Source organism: Brevibacillus gelatini (genome assembly GCF_050920745.1).
Classification (GTDB): Bacteria; Bacillota; Bacilli; order Brevibacillales; family Brevibacillaceae; genus Brevibacillus; species Brevibacillus gelatini.
On sequence record NZ_CP154342.1, the window covers coordinates 1,630,379 to 1,654,269 of the forward strand.

Annotated in this window: 21 protein-coding genes and 1 other annotated feature; of the genes, 17 read left to right on the plus strand and 4 right to left on the minus strand. The window is 54.0% G+C overall.

The features are described from left to right. Positions 1-13: 13 nt before the first annotated feature. The 5 genes from AAFJ72_RS08075 to leuS all read left to right on the plus strand — a co-directional run bounded on the left by AAFJ72_RS08075 (position 14) and on the right by leuS (position 5,202). A complete protein-coding gene (locus tag AAFJ72_RS08075) occupies positions 14-607 on the plus strand; it encodes a nicotinate-nucleotide adenylyltransferase (protein WP_432776701.1) in 594 nt (197 codons plus the stop codon). After that, positions 591-1,181 carry a bis(5'-nucleosyl)-tetraphosphatase (symmetrical) YqeK gene (gene yqeK, locus AAFJ72_RS08080; RefSeq protein WP_432776702.1) on the plus strand — a complete coding sequence of 197 codons (591 nt, stop codon included), beginning with the start codon at positions 591-593 and terminating at the stop codon, positions 1,179-1,181. The genes AAFJ72_RS08075 and yqeK overlap by 17 nt, the downstream gene beginning before the upstream one ends. Beyond that, on the plus strand, positions 1,181-1,537 hold the full coding sequence (gene rsfS, locus AAFJ72_RS08085) for a ribosome silencing factor (RefSeq protein WP_432776703.1): 357 nt from the start codon (positions 1,181-1,183) through the stop codon (positions 1,535-1,537). The genes yqeK and rsfS overlap by 1 nt, the downstream gene beginning before the upstream one ends. 5 nt (positions 1,538-1,542) lie before the next feature. After that, complete coding sequence (locus AAFJ72_RS08090) at positions 1,543-2,280, plus strand: class I SAM-dependent DNA methyltransferase (protein WP_432776704.1); 738 nt, start codon at positions 1,543-1,545, stop codon at positions 2,278-2,280. Between the two features lie 51 nt (positions 2,281-2,331). Then, positions 2,332-2,573 (plus strand) — a binding site (T-box leader). Between the two features lie 211 nt (positions 2,574-2,784). Continuing rightward, positions 2,785-5,202, plus strand: coding sequence for a leucine--tRNA ligase (leuS, locus tag AAFJ72_RS08095; protein ID WP_122904638.1), 2,418 nt, complete (start codon positions 2,785-2,787; stop codon positions 5,200-5,202). A gap of 160 nt (positions 5,203-5,362) precedes the next feature. On the opposite strand, the gene comER is transcribed toward leuS, so the two are convergent. From comER to asnB, 3 genes are all read right to left on the minus strand, one after another. After that, positions 5,363-6,196 carry a late competence protein ComER gene (comER, locus tag AAFJ72_RS08100; RefSeq protein WP_122904637.1) on the minus strand — a complete coding sequence of 278 codons (834 nt, stop codon included), beginning with the start codon at positions 6,194-6,196 and terminating at the stop codon, positions 5,363-5,365. A gap of 70 nt (positions 6,197-6,266) precedes the next feature. Beyond that, complete coding sequence (locus AAFJ72_RS08105) at positions 6,267-7,025, minus strand: helix-hairpin-helix domain-containing protein (protein ID WP_432776705.1); 759 nt, start codon at positions 7,023-7,025, stop codon at positions 6,267-6,269. 123 nt (positions 7,026-7,148) lie between these two features. Further along, positions 7,149-9,074 carry an asparagine synthase (glutamine-hydrolyzing) gene (gene asnB, locus AAFJ72_RS08110; RefSeq protein WP_432776706.1) on the minus strand — a complete coding sequence of 642 codons (1,926 nt, stop codon included), beginning with the start codon at positions 9,072-9,074 and terminating at the stop codon, positions 7,149-7,151. Positions 9,075-9,287: 213 nt separating this feature from the next. Here asnB and AAFJ72_RS08115 point away from each other — a divergent pair, with 213 nt between their 5' ends. The 4 genes from AAFJ72_RS08115 (at position 9,288) to holA (ending at position 14,486) form a co-directional block, all read left to right on the plus strand. After that, complete coding sequence (locus AAFJ72_RS08115; RefSeq protein ID WP_432776707.1) at positions 9,288-11,663, plus strand: DNA internalization-related competence protein ComEC/Rec2; 2,376 nt, start codon at positions 9,288-9,290, stop codon at positions 11,661-11,663. 53 nt (positions 11,664-11,716) lie between these two features. Then, positions 11,717-12,262 carry an RNA polymerase sigma factor gene (locus AAFJ72_RS08120; RefSeq protein WP_122904633.1) on the plus strand — a complete coding sequence of 182 codons (546 nt, stop codon included), beginning with the start codon at positions 11,717-11,719 and terminating at the stop codon, positions 12,260-12,262. Beyond that, the gene (locus tag AAFJ72_RS08125) at positions 12,262-13,143 is read left to right on the plus strand and encodes a hypothetical protein (protein WP_432776708.1); all 882 of its coding nucleotides are present in this window, start codon (positions 12,262-12,264) and stop codon (positions 13,141-13,143) included. The genes AAFJ72_RS08120 and AAFJ72_RS08125 overlap by 1 nt, the downstream gene beginning before the upstream one ends. A gap of 302 nt (positions 13,144-13,445) precedes the next feature. Next, positions 13,446-14,486 carry a DNA polymerase III subunit delta gene (gene holA, locus AAFJ72_RS08130; protein ID WP_432776709.1) on the plus strand — a complete coding sequence of 347 codons (1,041 nt, stop codon included), beginning with the start codon at positions 13,446-13,448 and terminating at the stop codon, positions 14,484-14,486. Positions 14,487-14,549: 63 nt separating this feature from the next. On the opposite strand, the gene rpsT is transcribed toward holA, so the two are convergent. After that, positions 14,550-14,825, minus strand: a complete 276-nt coding sequence (gene rpsT / locus AAFJ72_RS08135) for a 30S ribosomal protein S20 (RefSeq protein WP_012685714.1) — start codon at positions 14,823-14,825, stop codon at positions 14,550-14,552. A 177-nt stretch (positions 14,826-15,002) separates the two neighbouring features. Between rpsT and gpr the strand changes: the two genes are divergently transcribed. The 8 genes from gpr (at position 15,003) to AAFJ72_RS08175 (ending at position 23,818) form a co-directional block, all read left to right on the plus strand. Further along, positions 15,003-16,103: a GPR endopeptidase gene (gene gpr / locus AAFJ72_RS08140; RefSeq protein ID WP_432776710.1), complete on the plus strand. Its 1,101-nt coding sequence runs from the start codon at positions 15,003-15,005 to the stop codon at positions 16,101-16,103. A 136-nt stretch (positions 16,104-16,239) separates the two neighbouring features. Continuing rightward, positions 16,240-17,421 (plus strand): stage II sporulation protein P, encoded by a 1,182-nt coding sequence (spoIIP, locus tag AAFJ72_RS08145; RefSeq protein ID WP_432776711.1) that lies wholly within the window; start codon positions 16,240-16,242, stop codon positions 17,419-17,421. A gap of 5 nt (positions 17,422-17,426) precedes the next feature. After that, positions 17,427-17,735: a DUF3679 domain-containing protein gene (locus AAFJ72_RS08150; RefSeq protein ID WP_432776712.1), complete on the plus strand. Its 309-nt coding sequence runs from the start codon at positions 17,427-17,429 to the stop codon at positions 17,733-17,735. Positions 17,736-18,058: 323 nt separating this feature from the next. Beyond that, positions 18,059-19,027, plus strand: coding sequence for an ABC transporter ATP-binding protein (locus AAFJ72_RS08155; RefSeq protein ID WP_432776713.1), 969 nt, complete (start codon positions 18,059-18,061; stop codon positions 19,025-19,027). Positions 19,028-19,046: 19 nt separating this feature from the next. Further along, positions 19,047-20,018, plus strand: coding sequence for an ABC transporter ATP-binding protein (locus AAFJ72_RS08160; RefSeq protein ID WP_122904626.1), 972 nt, complete (start codon positions 19,047-19,049; stop codon positions 20,016-20,018). Positions 20,019-20,144: 126 nt separating this feature from the next. Continuing rightward, on the plus strand, positions 20,145-21,797 hold the full coding sequence (locus tag AAFJ72_RS08165; RefSeq protein ID WP_122904625.1) for an ABC transporter substrate-binding protein: 1,653 nt from the start codon (positions 20,145-20,147) through the stop codon (positions 21,795-21,797). A 99-nt stretch (positions 21,798-21,896) separates the two neighbouring features. Then, the gene (locus AAFJ72_RS08170) at positions 21,897-22,907 is read left to right on the plus strand and encodes an ABC transporter permease (protein WP_432776714.1); all 1,011 of its coding nucleotides are present in this window, start codon (positions 21,897-21,899) and stop codon (positions 22,905-22,907) included. A gap of 17 nt (positions 22,908-22,924) precedes the next feature. Further along, the gene (locus AAFJ72_RS08175) at positions 22,925-23,818 is read left to right on the plus strand and encodes an ABC transporter permease (protein ID WP_122904623.1); all 894 of its coding nucleotides are present in this window, start codon (positions 22,925-22,927) and stop codon (positions 23,816-23,818) included. The last annotated feature ends 73 nt before the right edge of the window (positions 23,819-23,891 follow it).

Below are 23,891 nucleotides of genomic sequence, written 5' to 3' on the forward strand. Positions count from 1 at the left end.
GTGATCGAACGCCATGAAGGACGCACGCAAAAAAGTCGGAATCATGGGCGGCACGTTTGACCCTATCCATTGTGGCCATTTGCTCGCGGCGGAACAGGCCAGAGAGCAGGCCGGACTTGACGAGGTCTGGTTTATGCCGACGTACATTCCGCCGCACAAGAGCCGGGAAGGGCTGACAGAGGCGCACCACCGCCTGAAAATGGTTCAGCTCGCCATCGCCGATCACGAGTCGTTTCGCGTAACGGAGATCGAGCTGACCAGAAAAGGCCGCTCATACACGTACGATACGATGGTTCAGCTCACAGAGCAGTTTCCTGATTTTCAGTTTTCTTTTATCATTGGGGGAGATATGGTCAAAATCTTGCCCAAATGGTACCAGTTTTCGCAGCTGATCCGTATGGTACGCTTTATAGGTCTGGCAAGACCGGGTACGGAGCTGGAGCGGGAGGCGTGCGAGTACGTCACCTTCGTGGAGATGCCGGTCTGGGACATCTCATCCACGCTAATCCGTGAAAAGGCGGCGGCGGGCAAAAGCATCCGCTATCTGGTACCAGATGCTGTCGAGCGTTATATAAAGGAGAACCGAATCTATGATACTTTTGTCTAATCGGGAGGAACTGCTTGCGCGCATCCGGGCGCAAATGCACGAGAAGCGCTACCAGCACACGCTGGGGGTCGCCCGGTCTGCCCGCGAGCTTGCCGAGCGTTACGGCGCTGACCCGGCAAAAGCCGAGCTAGCCGGACTTTTGCACGATTACTGCAAATGCTGGCCCGTGGAGAAAATGTTCGAAATTCTCGTTCGCCACGATATGCCGACAGAGCTTTTGGAAGGGGAAAAAGAGCTGTGGCACGCCTTTGCCGGGGCAATCGTCATTCAGTACGACCTGGGCGTGACGGACCCGGACATTTTGCAAGCCGTTCGCTACCATACGACAGGGCGCGCAGGGATGTCCCTGTTAGAAAAAGTCGTTTGTGTGGCAGACTATATTGAACCGAACCGCAGTTTTCCCGGCGTGGAGAAAATTCGCGCGCTGGCCGATAAAGACCTCGATGCAGCCCTGGCCCTTGCTTTGGGCGGCACGATCCAGTTTTTGATAGAAAAGCAGAAGACGGTGTACCCGTTGACGCTTATCGCCTATAACGATCTGGTATCCCGCAAAGGGAAAGAAGGAGGGTTTTGATGGTTAAAACAGTAGAAGAGTTGGCTCGCCTGGTAGTGAAGGCAGCGGAAGAGAAAAAGGCCGAAAATCTGAAGGTGCTGGACATCAGCAAGCTTTCCGTGATTGCGGACTACTTCATGATTTGCCACGGAAACAACGAGCGGCAAGTACAGGCGATCGTGCGCGAAATTCGCGATCAAGCCCATAAAAACGGCTTTGATGTCCGCGGCATCGAAGGCGCGGATGAAGGACGCTGGGTGCTCATCGACCTGGGCGACATCGTGATGCACGTCTTCCACCGCGAAGATCGCGAGTTTTACAACCTGGAGCGCCTGTGGAAGGATGCCGAAGAAGTATCCTTCGCTGCGCAAGGGTAAGACACATGGCGTACACGCACATGGCCGCAGTCTACGACAGGCTCATGGCAGACACCCCCTACGATCAATGGCTGGACTGGGTTGAGCGCACCTGGCAAAAGGGAAAGGTGCCCAAGCGAGTCATTGATCTTGGCTGCGGGACAGGAACGATTGCGATTCCGCTGGCCAAACGGGGCTATCGCGTCACAGGCGTCGATCTGTCAGCCGAGATGCTGGCGATTGCCTACGACAAAATGCGGCAGGAGCAGGTAGAGGTGGCATGGGTCGAGCAGGATATGCGCGAGCTTTCCTTGTCGGAGGCGGACGCGGTCATTTCCTTGTGCGACTCCCTCAGCTACCTGACGGAAGAAGCGGACGTGCAGGAGACATTTCGGCGCGTCTTCGCTCACCTTGCCCCCGGGGGAAGCTTTTTGTTTGACGTGCACAGCCCGTACAAAATGCTGCATATTTTCGGCGACGAGACATTCACCTACGTAGACGATGAGGTTTCGTACATTTGGCAATGTTTTTGCGATCCGCTGCGCCTGGAAGTCGAGCACCAGCTCACCTTTTTCGTCCGCCAGCCAAACGGCTTGTACGAGCGGCTGGAAGAGGAGCATTGGCAGAGAGCCTACCAGCCGGTTCAACTGATGCGTTGGCTGAAAGACGCGGGATTCACGGACATCGCAATTTCGGCAGACTATTCGGATTTGCCGCCGAAGGAAACGAGCGAACGCCTGTTTTTTGCTGCTCGCAAGCCGTAGGGTTTGACACGGTTGGTTTATATTGACTATAATGGCGTTATAACTGCAAATTTCGACGCGCTTAAGAGGAATAGTAGGAATATGCCCCGCGCATGCAGAGAGTTGACGGCAGGTGCAAGTCAACCCGGGACGATCTGAACTCGCCTCCCAGCACTTGCCCCGAAGGCCATGTGCACATGGCTGTGTAAGGGCAGGCGGCTCATCCCCGTTACGGATTTCAAGTGGGTGAATGCTTTTGCATTCGCCAATCTGGGTGGTACCGCGGGAAGATCAACAAACCTCTCGTCCCTTTCGTAGAACGGCTGGGGACGTGGGGTTTTTCTTTGTACTGGACCAAAATTGACGGAATCGGATCTGGTATAAGGGCCACAAAGGCTGCGTCAATCGGTTTGCGCAGCCAAGTTTCGGATGCGCTCGAAAAGTAGTTCGCGAACGCAACATACGGCAACAGCTTGGCAAAGCCAGGTTTTCATTTTTACCTATTTCAAGATGGGAGTGCTCTACATGGTTTTCAGTCATCGTGAAATTGAAAAAAAGTGGCAACAATACTGGGAGCAAAACAAGACATTCAAAACTTCTGAGGACCCGAACAAGAAAAAGTTTTACGCACTCGATATGTTCCCGTATCCTTCCGGTGCCGGGCTGCACGTCGGACACCCGGAAGGCTATACGGCTACGGATATTTTGTCCCGCATGAAGCGGATGCAAGGGTACAACGTGCTCCATCCAATGGGCTGGGATGCGTTTGGCTTGCCAGCCGAACAGTACGCGCTCGATACGGGGAATGACCCTGCGGAGTTTACGGAGAAAAACATCAACACGTTCCGCCGCCAAATCAAGTCGCTCGGCTTCTCCTACGACTGGGACAGAGAAATCAACACGACCGATCCAAACTACTACAAATGGACCCAGTGGATTTTTACGAAGCTGTATGAGCACGGTCTGGCCTACGTTGACGAAGTAGCCGTGAACTGGTGCCCGGCGCTGGGAACCGTACTGGCCAACGAAGAAGTCATTGACGGCAAAAGCGAGCGCGGCGGCCACCCGGTCGAACGCCGTCCGATGAAACAATGGGTATTGAAAATTACCGCGTATGCGGAAAGACTGCTCGAAGACCTGGAAGAGCTGGACTGGCCGGAGAGCATCAAGGAAATGCAGCGCAACTGGATCGGCCGTTCCGAAGGGGCAGAAGTTACGTTTGCCATTGATGGACACGACGAAACCTTCACTGTCTTCACGACCCGCCCGGATACGCTCTACGGGGCAACCTACACGGTACTCGCGCCCGAGCACAAGCTGGTGCAAAAAATTACGACGCCTGAACAGAAAGCAGCAGTGGAAGCGTACCTGGAGCAGACCAAGCGCAAAAGCGATCTGGAGCGTACCGACCTGGCGAAGGAAAAGACAGGGGTATTCACAGGTGCCTATGCGATCAACCCGGTAAACGGCGAGCGTCTGCCGATCTGGATCGCCGATTACGTGCTGATTAGCTACGGAACAGGCTCGATCATGGCGGTACCGGCGCACGATGAGCGCGACTACGAGTTCGCCAAAACGTTTGACCTGCCAATCAAAGCGGTCATTGCAGGTGGAGACATCTCCAAGGAAGCGTACACAGGCGACGGAGAGCACATCAACTCCGGTATGCTCGACGGCCTGAACAAGGAACAGGCGATCAACAAAATGATCGAATGGCTGGAAGCAGAAGGAAAAGGACAGCGCAAAGTGACCTACCGTCTGCGCGACTGGCTGTTCAGCCGTCAACGCTACTGGGGCGAGCCAATTCCGATCCTGCATCTGGAAGACGGCACGATGAAAACCGTACCGGAGTCCGAATTGCCGATCATGCTGCCAAAAACAAAAGAAATCAAGCCGTCCGGCACAGGCGAATCGCCACTGGCCAACATCACCGACTGGCTGAACACCGTCGATCCGGAAACAGGCATGAAAGCGCGTCGTGAAACCAACACCATGCCGCAATGGGCGGGCAGCTGCTGGTACTTCCTGCGCTTTATCGATCCGCACAACGACAAAGCGTTGGCCGATCCGGAAAAGCTGAAAGAATGGCTGCCAGTCGACATCTACATCGGCGGTGCGGAGCACGCCGTATTGCACTTGCTCTACGCCCGCTTCTGGCACAAATTCCTGTACGACATCGGCGTCGTGCCAACGAAGGAACCGTTCCAGAAGCTGTTTAACCAAGGCATGATCCTTGGTGAAAACAACGAAAAAATGAGCAAATCCAAAGGCAACGTCGTCAATCCGGACGATATTATCGACAGCCATGGTGCAGACACACTTCGCCTGTACGAAATGTTCATGGGGCCGCTGGACGCATCCATCGCCTGGTCGACAAAAGGTCTCGATGGCGCGCGCCGCTTCCTGGACCGCGTATACCGCCTGTTCGTGCAGGACAATGGCGAGCTGAACCCGAAAATCGTCGATACGACAAAACCGAACAGCATGGAGCGCGTCTACCATCAAACCGTGAAAAAAGTGACGGAAGACTACGAGGGCCTGCGTTTCAACACAGGTATCTCCCAACTGATGGTATTCGTCAACGAAGCGTACAAAGCTGACGTCCTGCCGAAAAAATACATGGAAGACTTCGTGAAAATGCTCTCCCCGATCGCTCCGCACTTGGGTGAAGAGCTGTGGGAAAAGCTCGGCCACAAGGAAACAATCGCGTACGAGCCATGGCCAACTTACGATGAATCGAAGCTGGTCGACGACGAAGTGGAAATCGTCATCCAGATCAACGGCAAAAACAAGGAAAAGGCACTGATCGCCTCCGACGCGACCAAGGAACAAATGGAGGAGCTGGCTCTTGCCAACGAGCAGATCAAAGAACTGATCGAAGGCAAGTCAATCGTCAAAATCATCGCCGTTCCTGGCAAACTGGTTAACATTGTGGTTCGATAGTCGGGTCAGAGACACGGGGTCGCCAATTGATCCCCACCAACACGTCGTTATCGGCTGAAGGCGAGCGTAGGTGAGGGGAAAGCAAAAAGGAGTGGAGCCTGTTCGTAGGGAACAGGTTTCCGCTCCTTTTTGCTATGTTTGCGTTTTGGTGGCCCCGCTGCTACAGCGGCTGTTCGTTCAAATAACGGTCAAGCAACTCCTGATCCTCGGCAAACTTCGCGCGCGTGCGCCGGAAAACTTCCCTAAAAATGCCGGGTACCTTGTCTTGCAAAGGAATCAGTCCTTCGCCGGTAATTCCTCCGGGGACGCAGACACGCTGCTGCAGGGAGGGGAGCGTGAATTTTTCCTGGCGCAACAGATCCGCTACGCCGATCAGCATCTGCGCGGTCAAGTACGTAGCCGCTTCTGTGGAGATGCCCGTCTCTTCCGCGGCATCCTGAATCATTTGCTGCAAAATATAGCTCAAAAAAGCAGGGCCGCAGCTGGCAATATCGGAAGTGATGCGCAAGAAAGGCTCGGTAATCTCGACAGGCGTGCTGATGTGGGCAAACAGATTGCGGATAAAATCGCGCTGTTCCTCATCGACCCTCTCGCCGAATTCGCAGAGGCTGACGCCGCTTTGCGCTGCGTTGGTAATGCTGGGGACGACCCGGGCGATCGCGCAGGGCACTTTTGACTCCAGATACTCCAGCTTGATCGGGCTGGTGATGGTGATGAGAAGCTGTTTGGACGTCAGGACAGGAGCGAGCTGCTCCAGCAACACACTGTACTCCAGCGGCTTGACACACAGCAGAATGATGTTGGCTTCTCGGGCCAAATCCACATTGCTATGAGCGACCGCCAGCCCGCCAAGCCGCTTCGCGAGCTGTTCGGCTTTTTCCATCGTGCGGTTGCTGATAATGATCTGGCTGGGAGACAGCGCTTTGGCGGACAGCAATGATTCAACCAAGATACTGCCCATGCTGCCCGTGCCAATAAACCCGATCTTATCCATGGGCATACCTCCCTCGATATTCTCTCCCCATTCTATGTGAAAACATGGGCAAACATGACCGCACGTTGCTTTATTGTGCAACGAGCTGGTCTTTGATCCGCTCGAACATCTTCGCCCCGATCCCCGGAACCTTTTTCAGCTCGTCGGCAGAGCGGAAGCGGCCGACCTGGGAGCGGTATTCCAAAATCGCTTTTGCCCGCGCTTCTCCGATTCCCGGCAAGCCCATCAACTCCTCGATGGTCGCTGCGTTGAGATTGAGTGGCCTGGCTTTTGGGACAGCACCACCAGCCCCCGCAGCACGGATCCCGCTCGCGGGCACAGTTGAGAGGGGAGGGGCGCCAACGGCCGTGTCAGACCCGCCAGCCGTGCTGCCTTTTGCCGGAACCAGGAGCGCAGTCCCATCCACCAAAGGCTCGGCCAGATTGACCTGATCGAGGTCTGCTTCTGGCAAGGCGCCGCCAGCCTTTTCAATGGCGTCCGCTACGCGCATGCCCGGCGCAAAGCGGTATAGTCCCGGTTTCCTCACCTTGCCTTTTATATCGACGTAGAGAGGGGGAGGGGCTGTTTCGTGGGCGGCTTGCGTCTGTGTTTTCTCACGAACTTCGGCAGGCTGGGCATTGGCTGCCTTCTGATTTTGCGACGTGGCCGTGTCCTCTCCCGGGTTCTCTGTATTTCTCCCTTCCTCCGCGTAAACAGAAGAAGCGAGTGGCACGCCCACGATTTCCGTCTGCGGCTCCGCCTGGTAGAGCCAAAAGCTGACAGCCACAAACAAGATCGCTGCCACGAGCAGAACCGGGCGTCGATACCGTTCCCACCAATCCAACAGCATAGCAAAAGACCCTCCCTTACCTCGCGTCTGCTTGTGAAATAGAGTAATAGCATTCTCTAGTCACAATCTACGAAAAGTAAAAGAGGGTCTGCAAATATTTTTGCGTAGGCACGCTACCGGCTTTTAGCCGATATGCTGCAGCGAATTTTTCTTGCGGCGAATGTCTACATTCGGGCTGACGTACGGATCGAACGTATATTTTTGCTCGATAAAAATTTGGTGCCACAACATGAAGATGAGGATCGTCCAGATTTTGCGACTATAGTCGGCATTTCCTTCGCGGTGCTCGTCAAGCATGTAGAGCACGTAGGCCTTATTAATCAGATCGTCGACCTTCGATTCAAAAATGATTTCTTTTGCCCATTTGTAAAATTCGTTTTTCAGCCAATGACGGGTCGGAACCGGGAAGCCAAGCTTTTTCTTCGACTTGATTTCCGGGGGCAGGAAGTCTTTCATCGCTTCGCGCAGCACGTGCTTGGTCGTGCCGTTGGCGATTTTGTACTTCGTCGGAATGGTCGCGGCGAACTCGAACACTTTCAGGTCGATGAACGGAACGCGCAGCTCCAGCGAGTTTGCCATCGTCATTTTGTCGGCTTTCATCAAAATGTTTCCGCGCAGCCAGGTGTGAATGTCCAAATACTGCATCTTGGTCACGTCATCGTACTCGGAAGCGCGCTTGTAAATCTCTTCTGTGATCGTAAACGGCGAGACGTACGATTCGGAACGGGCGATGTCGTCCATCACGACGCGTCTTTTCATCTCTTCGCTAAAGATCAGGGCGTTGCCGAAAAAGCGCTGTTCCACTGTTTTCGAGCCGCGGATCAGGAAGTTTTTCCCCTTTACCTGATCGGGCAGGCGCTGGGCCATGTAGCCGATCGACTGGCGCATCCAGGCAGGCATGCCGGAAAACATTCTGAGCGAGCTAGGCTCCCGGTAGATGTTGTATCCGCCAAAAAACTCATCGGCGCCCTCGCCGGACAAGACGACAGTGACGTGTTCGCTTGCCATTTGCGCGACGAAGTAGAGCAGGATAGCGGAAGGGTCCGCTACCGGTTCGTCCTGGTGCCAGATGAGGCGGGGCAGTTCATCCATGTACTGCTGGGCGTTGACGACCCGCTCGAAGTGCTCTGTGCCCAAAAAGGCAGCCGTCCGTTTCGCGAAGTCCAATTCGCTGTAGCCAGGGATGTCTGACCCGACGGAAAAAGTTTTCACAGGCTCGAAGGTGCGCAGCATGGCGACGATGCTGCTGGAGTCAACGCCGCTGGACAGGAAAGCGCCGCGCGGAACCTCGCTGATGCGGTGCTTGTCGACGGATTCGAGCATCACGCTGCGGGTCCCTTCCACGAAGTAGGAAAACGGCTTGCTTTCATCTGGCTTGAACTCCACATCCCAGTAACGTTCCAGCTTGATCTGATCGTTTTCGATGATGAACGAATGCGCTGGCGGGATGCGGTATATGCCTTTATACATCGTCTCGGGATCAGGAACGTATTGGAACGTCAAATAGTGATAGAAACCCGTGTGGTTCACCTCGCGCTTGAAGCCGGGCAGCTCCAGGAGGCTTTTGATTTCGCTTGCGACGCCGATGGAATCATTCGTTTCCACATAGTAAAGCGGTTTGATTCCGAAATGGTCGCGCGCGCCAAACAGCCGTTTTTTGCGCGAGTCGTAAATGGTAAAGCCGAACATCCCGCGCAAGTGCTTGGGTGCGTCCGTTCCGACTTCTTCGTAGAGGTGAAGGATGGTTTCAATATCAGAATCGGTATGGAATACGTGGCCGATGTCTTTTAACCACTGTTGCAATTCCTTGTAGTTGTACACTTCTCCGTTGCCAATAATCCAGATGTCACGCGTTTCGTTAAACAGCGGTTGGTGCCCGCCTTCCACGTCAATGATGCTTAAACGACGAAAGCCCAGGGCGATGTTGTCTTCGAGATGAAAACCATCGTCATCTGGACCGCGGTGCAGGATGACACCAGTCATCGCGCTGATCGTTTCTTGCTTAACCGGCATTTGCCGCTTGTTGTAGAGTGTTACGATTCCACACATATGAAATGACTCTTCCTCTCACTGGATTGCTCCTGCTAACTCTATCACGTATCGCAAGCTGGCGCAATCACTTCTGGATGCCCTGACCTGTACGCAAAACGGCTGCGCAGACAGGGAAAAACGGCTTTCGTCTCTACTATTTTTGTCCGCATGCCAAAGGATATACTCCCCGCAGGGAAAGATCAGTTCGACAAATGGACGGAGGGAGAGACGATGTCACTTTGGTATGCGAGCCTGGCCGTGATGAGCGGCTTGCTCCTGTCAGCCTATACACATCCCGCCTGGCTTGCGGGAGCTGCCGGGGCGTGGGCGGCAGCGGCTGCGTTTATTCCACGCGCCCATCGAGGCCGCCTTGCCTTTTGCTCCTGTCTCTCTATTCTAGCAGGTCTCCATTTTTATGGGTACGAGATTCTCCAGCAGTCGGAGTTGAAACCGTTGGCGGTGCAGGAGCGATCCGTTTGGGTGCGGGGGGAAATTGCTTCGTTTGTCAAACGGGACGGTGATGTTGCCCGTTTTTTTGCGGTTGTGCGCGAATGGAGGGAAGAGGATGGGAGTTGGCAGCAGCTTGGGCTAAACGAAACGATCGTTCTGCGCGTCAAATTGAGTGCAGCAGAGGAAGCGGCAGCCGTGGAGAGGTGGTGCACAGGCAGCGAGCTTGAAGCGCTTGCCCGGCTCGGACTGCCGCAAGGGGCGCGCAACCCGCATGCCTTTGACTATGCACGCTACCTGCACTGGCAAGGGGTGCACGTCGTGGGGGAGACCGCTTTTCGTGAGGTGCGGGTAGAGGCGGCAGCGAGCATCCGCGGCAGCTTTCAGGAGTGGCAAAAGGCAGGAGCTGAGCGGATCGACAGCCTGTTTGCCGATCAGGAAACGGCAGGGTATATGAAGTCATTGCTGCTCGGACTCGGTCAGGACGTAACGCCTGAGTTGGAGGCGATGTATGCCAATTTGGGGCTAAGCCACATTCTCGCGATTTCCGGCCTGCATGTGACGCTGGTCAGTTCGATGTTCATGTGGTGTCTGGACAGGCTGGGAGTAAGCCGCAGGTGGGGCCTTTTGGCGACAGTCGCTCTGCTTGTCGGCTATATTCTGTTGGTCGGAGCGAGCGCATCGGCTGTGCGCTCCGGCTTGATGGGGGGCGTCGGCCTTGTTTGCCAGGTCGCAGGTAAAAAGCTGGATGGAAAAGAGGTTTGGGCAGGCGCCTTGCTCGTTATGCTTGCCGTAAACCCGTACCAGTTGTGGCACGTCGGGTTTCAGCTTTCTTTTGCGGTCACGCTGGGGCTGATTGTGTTTGTCCCGTACAGCCAGCACGTACTTGTCCGGGTGCCTGTCTGGATCAGGACGCTTGTTGCCGTTACCTTTTCCGCCCAGCTCGTTTCTTTTCCGTTTCTTGTTTATCACTTTCACCAGTTTTCGCCGCTGTCCTGGCTGGTCAACCTCCTGGCTACGCCGGTGCTTTCCCTGCTCGCCCTGCCGCTCGGTTACATCGCGCTCGTGCTTGCGCTCATCCATCCAGCGCTTGCCGCTGTTCCGGTCTGGTTCACGACCTGGCTGCTCGGCTGGATACACGAGCCGCTCTACGCGCTGGAGCAAAAGGTGATTCCATTTACCTACTGGCCGCATCCGGAGTGGTGGTGGGTGATTCTGTATGCCTGTTTTCTCGGGATATTGCCCATTTTATGGAACCGGGGCTATCACCGCAAACGGGACGTGGCGCTCTGTTTTGCCTTATTTCTCGGGCTTTTGGCAGCAGCGCGGCAGCCGTTTGCCGGCAGCGAGGAAGTGCGGATTACGTTTCTCGATGTCGGACAAGGGGATTCCATCGTTGTCGAAATTGGCAATCAGAAGGTATACTTAATGGATGCAGGTGGGACAATGCGCCAACCTGCAGCGGAACCGTGGATGGAGAAGCGCGATCCTTTTGAAGTAGGCAAGGACGTCGTTCTCCCGTTTCTTATGGCGCGCGGAATCGAAAAAATTGACCGCGTCATCATGACCCATGGCGACTTGGACCACATCGGCGGCATGGAAGCGCTGGTTCCTCGTCTTTTTTTCGGTGAGGTACTGGTGAACGGAAAAGTGCCTGAAGAGAAGGAAGCGAAGATTCGTGAGCTTTTTTTGAAAAAAGGCGTTCCGATTACGACTGGCGCACCTGGCCAGGTGTGGTCGGATGGGCCTGGAATTGAGTGGAAATGGCTACATCCTGGAGAAACGACCCTTCACGGCAACGATGCATCCGTCGTTCTTCAGCTTACCGCATACAACAAAACGGTTTTGTTCACGGGGGATATCGAACAGGGCGGAGAAGCAGCGCTCGTTCAAAACGGTCTGTCGCCCGTGGATGTGTTAAAGGTCGCTCACCACGGCAGCAATACTTCCAGCACCAAGGAACTGCTTGCGGCCATTACCCCAAAGGCAGCCGTCATCTCGGCAGGAGAGAACAATCGGTATGGACATCCTTCCGCCATGGTGCTGCAGCGTTTGGGGGAACACGGTACCGCTATTTACCGGACAGATCGGCACGGTGCGATTACGCTGATAATTTCACCTGCCGGACTGTCCTGGAGAACCCAAAAATTGGATACATAACATGGTTGCAACCTTTTTCATGAGCGACCCGTCTGTAGGGGGGAGAGGAGATTATGCAGGAAGCAGAACTGATCAGGCTGGCGCAATCCGGGGATCATGATGCGCTTGTCGAACTGCTTCGATCCATTGAGACCTCCGTTTACCGAAGCGCTTATTATATTTTGGGAAATGAACAGGACGCACTCGATGCTGCTCAGGAAGTGCTCATTCGCATTTATCGAAGGTTAGACACCTATCAGGAAAAGGCAAAGTTTTCCACCTGGGTGCAACGAATTGTCAGCAATGTCTGCATGGACAAATTTCGCGCGAAGAAGGAAACGGTCTCAATTGACGAGCATGAGCTGATAATACCTGATCGAAACAACGTAGAAGATGAGATCCTTCTCACCGGGCTGTCAAATGACATCCAGGAAGCCATCGGAAAGCTGCCCAAGCAGTACCGGATGGTTGTTGTACTCCGCTATCTGGAGGACTTGTCCTACCAGGAAATAGCGGAAGCGTTGGATTTGCCGCTTAACACGGTCAAGTCGTATTTGTTTCGGGCTAGGCAACAGTTGCAAGAACTGTTGTACGACTACCAGAAAGGGGGAATCGGTTGATGACGAACGAAGAGATTTGGGAATACATGCAGAGAGATCTGGATGGGGACTTGTCCGAGCAAGAGCGACAAGTGCTGTACACCCTCATGCAAAAAGATGCTGAACTGCAACTTATGTACAACCGTTTGAAAACTGTTTCGCAAAAATTGGAGCAGTTGCCCCCTGTCGTACCCTCAATCAGCATTGTAGATTCGATTTTGCCGCAGCTGGAATCTGCAGCAGCAAAGCCGACAGCTTCAAAATCGTCTGCAACTGTTGAGGAATCCTTGCCTGCTCTGGAAGTTAAGCGCAAGTCGTCTTCGCTGTCGGAATCGAAAAAATGGAAGCGAATGAAAGTGTGGCTCGCCGGAATTGGCAGCACGGCAGTTGCAGCCAGCTTGCTGATCGGCATGCTGTTCACAGGCGGCACCGGAAAGCATCAGCCTCTGGAGCCAGATCCGCTCAGCCAAGGTGCGGACATTGCTCCGCCCCCCGTCGTGGAGGAAAAGAACGTGGTGTACGGACCTGAAGCTCCTACTCCAAGCACTAATCCATCTCCATCGAATAAAAAGGAAGTGGAGAAGAAGTCCGTGGAAACGCAGCCTAAGAAAAAAACGACCAAGCCGCCTGCGAAAACTGAGCAAAAGCAACCGGACAAGCCGCCTGTCCAAAACACCACTCCGCCAGCTTCGAAGCCCGCAGTTCCTCCAAAGCCTGTCGTGACAGAGGATAAGCCACCGTCCTTTCCGATCGGACTGGAAGAGAAATCGGACGATAAAGACAGCAAAGATGCGCGTGATAAAGAAGACAGGGATGAGGACGAGGAGAAAGACAGCAAAAAAGACAACAAAAAAGATAACAAAAAGGAACGGGACGACAAAAAAGAGAATGATGACGATTAGGTCAGCCTTTTTCCTGTTCCATGGCAAACGTGTTTTTCGAGTGTGGACTGGCACCGCGAAGGGGAGTCTTGCGTAAAGTACATTATCAAGCACCCCCTGCTTACCGTTTGGGGAGGAGGAATCCCGGGGCTTTTCCCCAAACGTTTACATAAAGGTGCCAACGGATGGAAAACCGCTACCGCTTGAACAGGTAGCGGTTTTTTTGCTTTGTGGCGCTGACCCAAGCAAAAAGATTGGCGAAGCGAAGTTTTCTAGTGCTATAATGACGCAGACAAGCTGCAAGGAAAGGGAGAGAAAAACGCATGCCACTCCTGTCGGCCATTAGGGAGATCCGGCAAAAGCACTTTGCGCCGCTCTACGTGCTTTTCGGGCCGGAATCGTTTTTAGCCGAAGAATTTTTGACACTGGCCAAAAACGAAATGATTGACCCGCAGTTTCGCGACCTCAACATGAGTGTCTACGATTGTACGGAGACAGGGCTTTCGGACATATTGCAAGACGCGGAAACATTGCCGTTTCTGGGAGAGCATCGCCTGGTGATTGCCAGACAGGCGTATTTTTTGACGGGGAGCAAGCCGCAGACAAAAGTGGAGAGCGATCCGGATGCGCTGCTCGCGTATTTGCAAAACCCGCCGCCGTACACGTCGCTCATTTTACATACTGAAGCTGAAAAGCTCGACGAACGCAAAAAGCTCGTCAAAACGCTGCAGCAAAAAGCGAAGGTGATTCCGTTTCCACTGCTAAAGGATGCGGATCTGTACGGCTGGGTTGAGCGGCGGGCAGAAAAATACCAGGCGCAAATCGGGCGACCGCAGGCGATGAAGGTGGTAGAGCGCGTCGGCCACGAACTGCGGCTTCTGGACAAGGAAGTGGAAAAGCTCGCTCTGTACGTCGGAGCGGGAGCCAGCATCACGGATGAAGTGATCGAGACGCTCGGCGCGCGGACGCTGGAGCAGGATGTTTTCGGGCTGATCGAGCAGGTGGCGTCAGGGAAGCTGGACAGGGCGCTTAGGATGATGTACGACTGCATGAAGACAGGCGAGGAGCCGATCAAGCTGATTGCGCTGTTGGCCAGACAGTTCCGCATGCTGCTGCACGTCAAGCAGCTGGCACCGCGCGGGTATTCACAGCAGCAGATAGCAGGCATGATAAAAATGCATCCGTACGCCGTGAAAAAAGCGATGGAGCAGGCACGTCATTTTTCCGAGGATTCGCTGAAAAGGTTGCTGCGGATACTGGCAGAAGAAGATTTTCGCATGAAGTCCGGTCAGGTGGACAAGCGTCTTGCGCTGGAGCTGTTTGTAGCACGGGCCCATGCCGAGCGGCAAAAGACGACAGGATAGCGCCGGACGCCAATAAAAAACCCCTTGAACGTAATGTTCGCGGGGTTTTTTTCGCTTGGTCTCTTACGCTACAGGAGCGCTCAGAACGTTGAGCTTTTTCATCAAACGAGACTTTTGACGGTTTGCTGCGTTTTTATGAATGAGACCTTTCGAAGCGGCCTTGTCCAGCTTTTTCACAGCCACCAGAAGAGTGGATTTCGCCAATGCTACATCAGAAGCGGCGACAGCTTTCTCAAAGTTTTTGATGGAAGTACGCAGATCAGACTTTTGAGAAGCACGGTGTGCGCGACGCTTTTCGATTGTTTTGGTGCGTTTAATCGCGGATTTAATGTTTGGCATGTGTGTCACCTCCTTAGACGACCATAGACATACAGTCATACAACAAAGTAATTCTAGCATGGGCAAAGGCCTTTTGCAAGAAAGGATTCGGAATAAAAATAAAGGATTCAAGCAACCTAGTAGCAGGCAGAAAACGGTCACGACCGGTTTTCTCATCGAGAAGGGAGTCGATGAAACATGGCGCACAACATTGATTTGTCAGGCTACTCGATTCGCACCGATCTGGCTGTCGAAGCGCATGAGCTGGCCAGGCAGCAAAACGAAAGCAATATTGCAGGCGTGTGGCTGCAAACGGACGACCGGGAGCCGAACATCAAGGTGACGAGATTGCATGTAGAGACCGAGGAGGCAGGCAAGCAAATCGGCAAGCTGCCAGGGCGCTACCTGACGATTGAAGTACCCAAACTACGCGATAACGATACATCGATAGAAGAACAAGTCGCAAAACGGTTTGCTGCGGAATTTTCCGCTTTCCTGGAGCAAATGGGAATCACGAAAGACCAAAAGGCACTGATTGTGGGGCTTGGCAACTGGAATGTGACCCCGGATGCGCTCGGGCCGATGGTGGTGGAAAACCTGCTGATTACGCGCCACTTGTACAAGCTGGCACCGGAAACAGTGGGCGAAGGCTATCGCGAGGTCAGCGCCATCTCGCCGGGTGTGTTGGGCATTACCGGGATTGAGACGAGCGAAATTGTTTTCGGCGTCGTGGAAAAAAGCAAGCCGGACTTCGTCATCTGCATTGATGCTCTTGCCTCCCGCGCGCTGCACCGTGTCAACACGACGATCCAAATATCCGACACAGGCATTCATCCCGGCTCCGGGGTAGGGAACAAGCGCAAGGCGATCGACCAGACGACGCTCGGGATTCCGGTGATCGCCGTCGGCGTGCCGACCGTCGTTTTTGCCTCCACCATCGTCAATGACGCAATTACGTATTTGCTCGGGCATTTTGGTCAGTCGATGGTCGAAAGCAAGCGGGCCTTCAACAGGCTGGCGTTGAGCACGGTGCCGGAGCGCAGCGAGCCGTATACCGAGGACGATTTGCCTGACATGGAATCGCGCAAAACGTTTATGGGCCTGGTCGGCTCACTGCCGGAAGAGGAAAAGCGGCAGTTGATCCACGAGGTACTCCGGCCGCTTGGACAAGATTTGGTCGTCACGCCCAAAGAGGTAGACGACTTCATCGAAGGCGTGGCCAACGTGATTGCAACCGGGCTGAACCGTGCCCTGCATCAGGCTGTGAACGAAGACAATAGCGCCGCCTACACACACTAGCCTGAGTGAGACGCAAAAAGCGCTAGATTGTGAGAGAACAGCTAGAAAAGGGTTCTATCGTCTCTATGAGGATCATAGGCTAAAGCATAGACAAGCGTGAGAGAGAGTCCATGCACCAGCCAGAGGAGTGAGACAGATGGCAACCCTGATCCAACGCCAATTCGCAGTTCTTTCATTCATAACCGCCTTTTTGTTCGTCGTGACGGGTGTGTTGTCGCTGGGAGGAAATCGTGTCGCGATCACCTCCTCTGCCATCCAGCAGGCGGCTTCGCATATATCCAGTCTGGCGATATTAGGCTGGATGGGGCAGGAGATCCCGGCCCTCTCCGCTACGGTGCAGGCTTCGGCCGATACGAGGTCCAACAGCGTCACGGGCTTTCTGTTTCAACTGGCGACCAATATACAGCCGGGGGATTTGCGCAGCCTGCTGGGCAGAGAGTTGCCGGGGATGGTGACGACGGAAGATGCGCGGTTTGTCGTCCAGGGAAAAGGAGCTACGCTCGCCGACTTTTACATCGAGTATCCTGCCCATCCAAAGCAGCTCGCGGATACGTCCCAGCTCGTGCCTGTCGTGGAGCCGAACGAGCAGGCGGCGGCAAAGCCTGCAGAAGAAAAGCCCGCTCCTGTAGCAAAGCCGGCCGCGACAACCGGCAAAAAAGTGGTTTTCGTCTACAATTCGCACAACCGTGAATCGTGGTATAGCGAAACAAAGCCGGTCGGTACGTCCGTCGATCATCCGACGCGTAACATCTCCCTTGTCAGCAAACGTCTGAGCGAGGCGCTGAACGAGCGGGGAATCGGCGCGGAAGTGAGCAAGGACGACATTTACCAGCAACTGCTGAACAAAAAAATGGATTACGCGCTGTCCTACGCCCAATCGCTGCAAGTCGTGAAAGCCGCGATCGAAAAAAATCGGGAGCTGTATTACTTCTTCGACCTGCACCGCGATACAGCTCCGCGAGAGCGCACGACCGTCACAATCAAAGGAAAAACGTACGCACGTGTCATGTTCGTCATCGGCAAGCGGAACAAGAGTCATGAGAAAAACGAGGCGTTTGCGACTGAACTGCACGAGCTGATGGAAAAGATGTATCCCGAGCTGTCCCGCGGCGTGATGGAAAAAGGGGCAAAAACCGATCACGGCGAGTATAATCAGTCCATCTCTCCGGGAAGCCTGTTAATGGAAATAGGTGGCACGGAAAACACCTTGCAGGAGAGTCTGAATACGGCGGAGGCATTGGCCGATGTCTTTGCCGCTTATTACCTGCAGGCGGAAAAGGTAGGCAAAACAGTAGCGGAAGAGCCTGCGAAGAGGTGATGGGCATGAACGTGACGGTGAAGCTGACAGGTCTTTTGATAATCTTGCTGATCGGCGTGGTGATCGGTCTGCAAACGGCGGAGCGGGGAATCGCCAAGGTGAGCGGAGTGCCGGCAGAAAAAGCGCAAACCTTTTACGTCAAAAAGGTCGATCAAGGCCAGATGGAAATCGCGGTGATGGGCAAACAGGTGCAGACGGCAGGACCACAGAAAATGGTCAACTACATGAGCCGTGCTGGCCTGGCGTTGGGAGACAGCATCAAACATGGCGCGCAAATGGTTGTCGACTGGATCGGGAGTATTTTCGAACCGTAAATTTTGTTTACGCGCAAAAAGAAGGGGTGTAAAAAGCCTCAGTGACCAAAGGCCCGTTCCAGCGGGTCTTTTTTGCGTGGCAGGCTGGCCTGATACGATAGGCGCGAACCTGTGTGACGCAGAAGGCGACTGCGCTTTGTGCTGCAGGTCAAAACTTTTTACAAGAAATGGAGTAGTGAAGAAGGAATATTCCGTATAGTCAGCAAAAATACAATAGTAAGAATTTATTTTGTTGCCAAAAAAATGTATTGATGGCATAATGTCTACTGATAGATCTTTTTCTACTGAAAAACGGAATGATGTCGGTAAGAGAGGTGAGCCACGTGTCACATCCTGTCCTTCAAATCGAGAACCTGCAGACGCACTTTTTCACGGACCGCGGCCAAATCCCTGCCGTTGATGGCGTGACGATTACGGTGAACAAGGGAGAAGTAGTCGGCATCGTAGGTGAGTCAGGCTGCGGGAAAAGCGTTACTTCCCTGTCAGTCATGAAGCTGGTGCCCAACCCTCCCGGAAAAATCGTCGGAGGAACAATCAAGTTCAAAGGGGAAGACCTCGTAACAGCCGATGAAAAGCGGATGAGGGACATACGCGGAAATGAAATCGCGATGATTTTCCAAGAGCCGATGACATCCCTGAACCCTGTATTTACGATAGGGAATCAGATCGGCGAAGCGATTCGATTACATATGAAGGTTAGCAAAAAAGAAGCGCGAGCTCGCGCAATCGACATGCTGAAAAAAGTAGGGATTCCGCGGGCGGAAGCGATTGTGGACGAATACCCGCACCAGCTTTCCGGCGGAATGCGGCAGCGCGTCATGATTGCAATGGCGATGGCTTGTAATCCGGAGCTGTTGATAGCGGACGAGCCTACAACGGCGCTCGATGTGACCATTCAGGCGCAAATCCTCGACCTGATGCGGCAGCTCAACCAGGAGGCGCAGACGGCGATTTTGCTCATCACGCACGATCTGGGAGTGGTCGCGGAGATGTGCCATCGCGTCGTGGTCATGTACGCGGGCAATGTCGTCGAAGAGGGAGATGTCCGCACGATCTTGAAAAAGCCCAAGCATCCGTATACGAAGGGCTTGCTCAATTCTTTGCCCAAGCTGGAGGGGCCGCGGGAGAGGCTCTACTCCATCCCGGGGAATGTGCCGATTCCTGGCTCGCTCAAGGTCGGATGCCGCTTTGCACCAAGGTGCGATCAGGCGACGGATCTTTGCCGCAGCGAAATGCCACAGTTGAAAGCAGTTGGAGAAAATCACTTGTCCCGCTGCTGGCTGAGTGAATAACCCGAGAGGAGCATGCCCGTTGACAGAAGAACTACTCGTCGTAAAAAACCTGAAAAAGTATTATCCCATCACAGGTGGCATCTTGGGCGGAGAAGTTGGTGTAGTGAAGGCTGTTGATGATGTTTCGTTTACGGTAAAACGCGGGGAAACACTGGGACTGGTCGGAGAGAGCGGCTGTGGAAAGTCGACGACAGGGCGCTCGCTCTTGAGGCTGATCGAACCGACGGCGGGTGAAGTCCTGTTTGACGGAGTGAATGTGACGGCGCTTTCCGCAGACGAAATGCGCAAAATGCGTCGCCATATGCAAATTGTTTTCCAAGATCCGTTCGCTTCTCTGAATCCTCGTCACAATATTGAGAAGATTCTGGAAGAGCCACTCATCGTCCATGGTATCGGCACGAGTGCCGAACGCAAACGAAAAGTGCAGGAAATGCTGGAGGTCGTGGGGCTTAGCAGCTATCACGCCAGGCGTTACCCGCACCAGTTCAGCGGCGGACAGCGCCAACGGATCGGGATCGCCCGGGCGCTCATGCTCAATCCGAAGCTGATCGTGGCCGATGAGCCTGTATCTGCGCTCGACGTGTCCATTCAGTCACAGGTGCTCAATCTTATGCAAGATTTGCAGCGCGATTTGGGCCTGACGTACTTGTTCATCGCCCATGACCTGAGTGTCGTGCGGCATATCAGTGATCGGGTGGGCGTGATGTATCTGGGCCGGATCGTGGAATTGACCACGAGCACGCAGCTTTACTCGAACCCGCTCCATCCGTATACAAAAGCCTTGCTCTCTGCCGTGCCGACTCCGGACCCCGACGCTGTGCGGGAGCGGGTTATCTTGCAAGGAGATGTACCGAGTCCGGCGAATCCTCCCAGCGGCTGTACGTTCCATACGCGCTGTCCGCATGCGACAGAAGAATGCCGAGCTGTTCGTCCCGCTTTTCAGGACGTGGGCGACGGGCACTTTGTGGCTTGCCATCTGTACAAACCGTAAGCTGCACTTGGGCTGTCCGCCTGATGAAAAGGAAGCCTTTTTAAAGGGGGGATGCGAGGCAGGAACGACTCGAACGACCATCTATTCAGGTAACATGCTGTCAATTTAAAAGAGGGGGATGTTTTCATGAAGAAGAGAGTTCTCTCTGCTGCCATGACCAGCCTGTTGGCACTGGCCATGTTGCTTGCCGGATGCAGCGGTTCGCAGACGACACAAGCGCCGGCAGAACAGCAAAACACAGAGACTCAGGCAACTGAGCCTGCAAACGCAGGACCGAAACAACTGATTGTCGGCCGCGGTGGCGATAGCGTGGGTCTCGACCCGATTGCGCAAACCGATGGCGAATCGTTCAAGGTGACGGAAAACGTATTCGATACATTGGTAGGCTATGCGGAAGAAAGCACAGAGGTAGTTCCTTCCCTTGCAGAGAAATGGGAAATCTCGCCAGATGGTCTGACGTACACGTTCCATCTGCGCAGCGGAGTGAAGTTCCACGACGGCACCGATTTCAATGCCGAAGCGGTAAAGTGGAACTTCGAGCGCTGGAGCGACAAAAACCATCCGCAGCATAACAAGGAAGGCTTCGAATACTACAACGACATGTTCGGCGGCTACAAAGGCGACGAAACCCATGTCATCAAGTCTGTAGAAGCGGTAGACGAGCTGACGGTGAAGTTCACGCTGAACCGCCCGCTCGCTCCATTCATTCAAAACCTGGGCATGTCCTGCTTCGCGATTGCATCGCCAAAAGCGGTACAGGAGATGGGCCCTGAGAAGTTCAACGAAAATCCGGTCGGAACAGGACCGTTCAAGTTCGTAGAGTGGAAGCGCAACGACACCATTACGCTGGAGAAAAACCCGGACTATTGGAACGCCGGTTTTCCTAAGCTCGACAAGCTCGTTTTCAAAGTCATTCCTGAAAACACTGCCCGTTTGACAGCGCTGACTGCCGGCGAGATCGACCTGATGGACGGTCTGAACCCGGATGACGCGCAAACTGTAAAAGACAACAGCGATCTGCAACTGATCCTGCGTCCATCCATGAACCTTGGCTTTGTCGGCTTTAACGTAGAGAAAAAGCCGCTGGACAATCCGAAAGTTCGTGAAGCGATCGCCTATGCGATCAACAAGCCTGCAATCATCGAAGCGTTCTTCGCCGGACTCGGTGAACCCGCTGTGAACCCGTTGCCGCCGTCCATCTGGGGGCACAACGACAACATCAAAGACCGCGAGTTCAACATTGACAAGGCGAAACAGCTTCTGGCAGAAGCAGGCTATCCGAACGGCTTCAAAATCAAGTTCTGGGCGATGCCGGTTGCTCGTCCGTACATGCCGGATGGCGTGAAAATTGCCGAGGCTATCCAGCAGGACCTGAAAAAGATTGGCGTAGAAGCGGAAATCGTCACCATGGAATGGGCGACGTATCTGGACAAAACAAAAGCAGGCGAACAGGAAATGTTCATGCTGGGCTGGACGGGCGACAACGGAGACCCGGACAACTTCCTGGCGACCTTGCTGGATAAAAACAACATTGGTGGCAACAACCGCACACGTTGGGCAAATGAGGAAGCCCACAAGCTGCTGATGGCTGCCCAGTCTGCAACTACCCAGGAAGAGCGTGAAAAGCTGTACCTGCAAGTTCAGGAAATCATCTTCAAGGACGTGCCGATGGTGCCGCTCGCTCACTCTACACCAGCGCTGGCTGCCAAAGCCAACGTCATCAACTACAAGCCGCATCCAAAAGGCTCCGAGAGCCTGGAAAAGGTTGATCTCAAGTAAAAATTGATCCGATGAGCAAGCAGGGTAAGAGGAGAAACCCTCTTCTTACCCGCTCTTTTTGCACGCAGTCATTATTTTTTTGGTAAGGAAAGCGAGGAGATGGCATTGCTATCCTACAGCATCCGAAGAATTCTTATGCTCATCCCCGTTCTACTGGGCATGTCCATCGTCGTATTTTCCATCATTCGTGCCATCCCAGGTGATCCGGCTCTGACCATATTGGGAGAGAAAGCAAGTCCGAAAGCGATTGAAGATTTACGGGAAGTATTAGGTCTGAACAATCCGTGGTACATTCAATATTTTGACTATTTGAAACAGATTCTCAGCGGAGATTTGGGGGTTTCCCTGCATTCCGGTGCGAGCATCACGCAAGAAATCGGCCCGTATTTGGCGGCTACGACAGAGCTGACCATTTTCAGCATGGTTTTCGCTGTCATGATCGGGGTAAACGCAGGAATCCTGTCTGCGTGGAAGCAAAACTCCTGGTTTGACTACTGTGCGATGTTGATCGCCTTGATCGGTGTTTCGATGCCAATTTTTTGGCTTGGTTTGATGGAGCAATGGTTCTTTGCGCAAGAACTGAAATGGCTGCCATCCGTTGGTCGCGACAATTCGCGTAATCCTGTAGAGGCCATTACGCAGTTCTATATACTGGACACGATTTTGGCTGGACAGTGGGATCAACTGTGGGAGGTTATCAAGCATTTGATCCTGCCTAGTGTGGCTTTGGGGACAATTCCGATGGCGATTATCGCCCGGATTACCCGTTCGAGCATGCTGGAAGTAATGCGCGCCGACTATGTGCGGACAGCACGGGCAAAGGGCCTGGCGCAGTTTTGGGTCGTGTACAAGCACGCGCTGAAAAACGCGATGATCCCAGTGCTGACGGTGATCGGTCTGCAAACGGGCTTGCTTTTGGGCGGGGCGGTGCTGACCGAAACCATTTTTGGCTGGCCGGGTATTGGCCGCTATATTTATACCGCGATCGGCAACCGGGACTATCCGGTGATCCAGTCCGGCATTTTGGTAATCGCTACGATTTTTGTCTTTATTAATCTCCTGGTCGACCTTCTGTATGCCTATATCGATCCGCGCATCAAATACCGCTAGGGGAGGGATGAAGAGACATGGCAGAGACACAAGTACAGACGGTATCCCTGAGAGCAAAAGAGGAAGAAGTTGTCTCTCCTTGGCGGGAAGCTTGGAGAGCTTTGCGAAAAAACAAGCTCGCCATGGCAGGATTGGCGATCATTCTGTTTTTCGTGACGGTTGCGGTGCTGGCTCCCGTAATTGCTCCGTACCCGTATGACCAGGGTGAACTGGTCATGAAAAACAAGCCGCCGTCCGAGGAGCATTGGTTTGGCACAGATTACAACGGGCGGGATGTGTTTAGCCGCGTCGTCTACGGTGCGCGCATTTCGCTCTGGGTCGGGACCTTCTCGGTCATCGGCTCCGTCGTGGCAGGCACGATTTTGGGTCTGTTGGCAGGCTTTTACGGCAGATGGGTTGATACGATCATCTCGCGCGTTTTTGACATCATGCTGGCGTTTCCAAGCATTCTGCTCGCGATTGCCATTGTCGCCATTCTGGGGCCATCCTTGCAAAATGCGCTGCTGGCGATCGCGATCATCAACATCCCGAACTTTGGGCGTCTGGTGCGCTCGCGTGTGTTAAGTCTCAAGGAAGAGGAGTTCGTCATGGCGGCGCGCGCAATCGGCATGAAGGACTCGCGCATTTTGATGCAGCACATTTTGCCGAACAGTCTGGCGCCGATCATCGTGACCGGGACGATGGGGATTGCGACAGCAATTATTGAAGCGGCCGCGCTTGGCTTTTTGGGGCTCGGTGCCCAACCGCCGGAGCCGGAGTGGGGGAAAATGCTCTCCGATTCCCGCCAGTACATCCAGAAGGCACCGTGGACGGTCATTTTCCCTGGACTGTCGATCATGCTGACGGTACTCGGCTTCAACCTGATCGGGGACGGATTGCGGGATGCGCTTGACCCGCGGATGAAAAACTAGTGCGCAGCAAAAGGGGCGTGAAGGGACACAACCAGTCCTTTTCGCTTCTTTTTTTGTTTAACCCAGCCGTGAG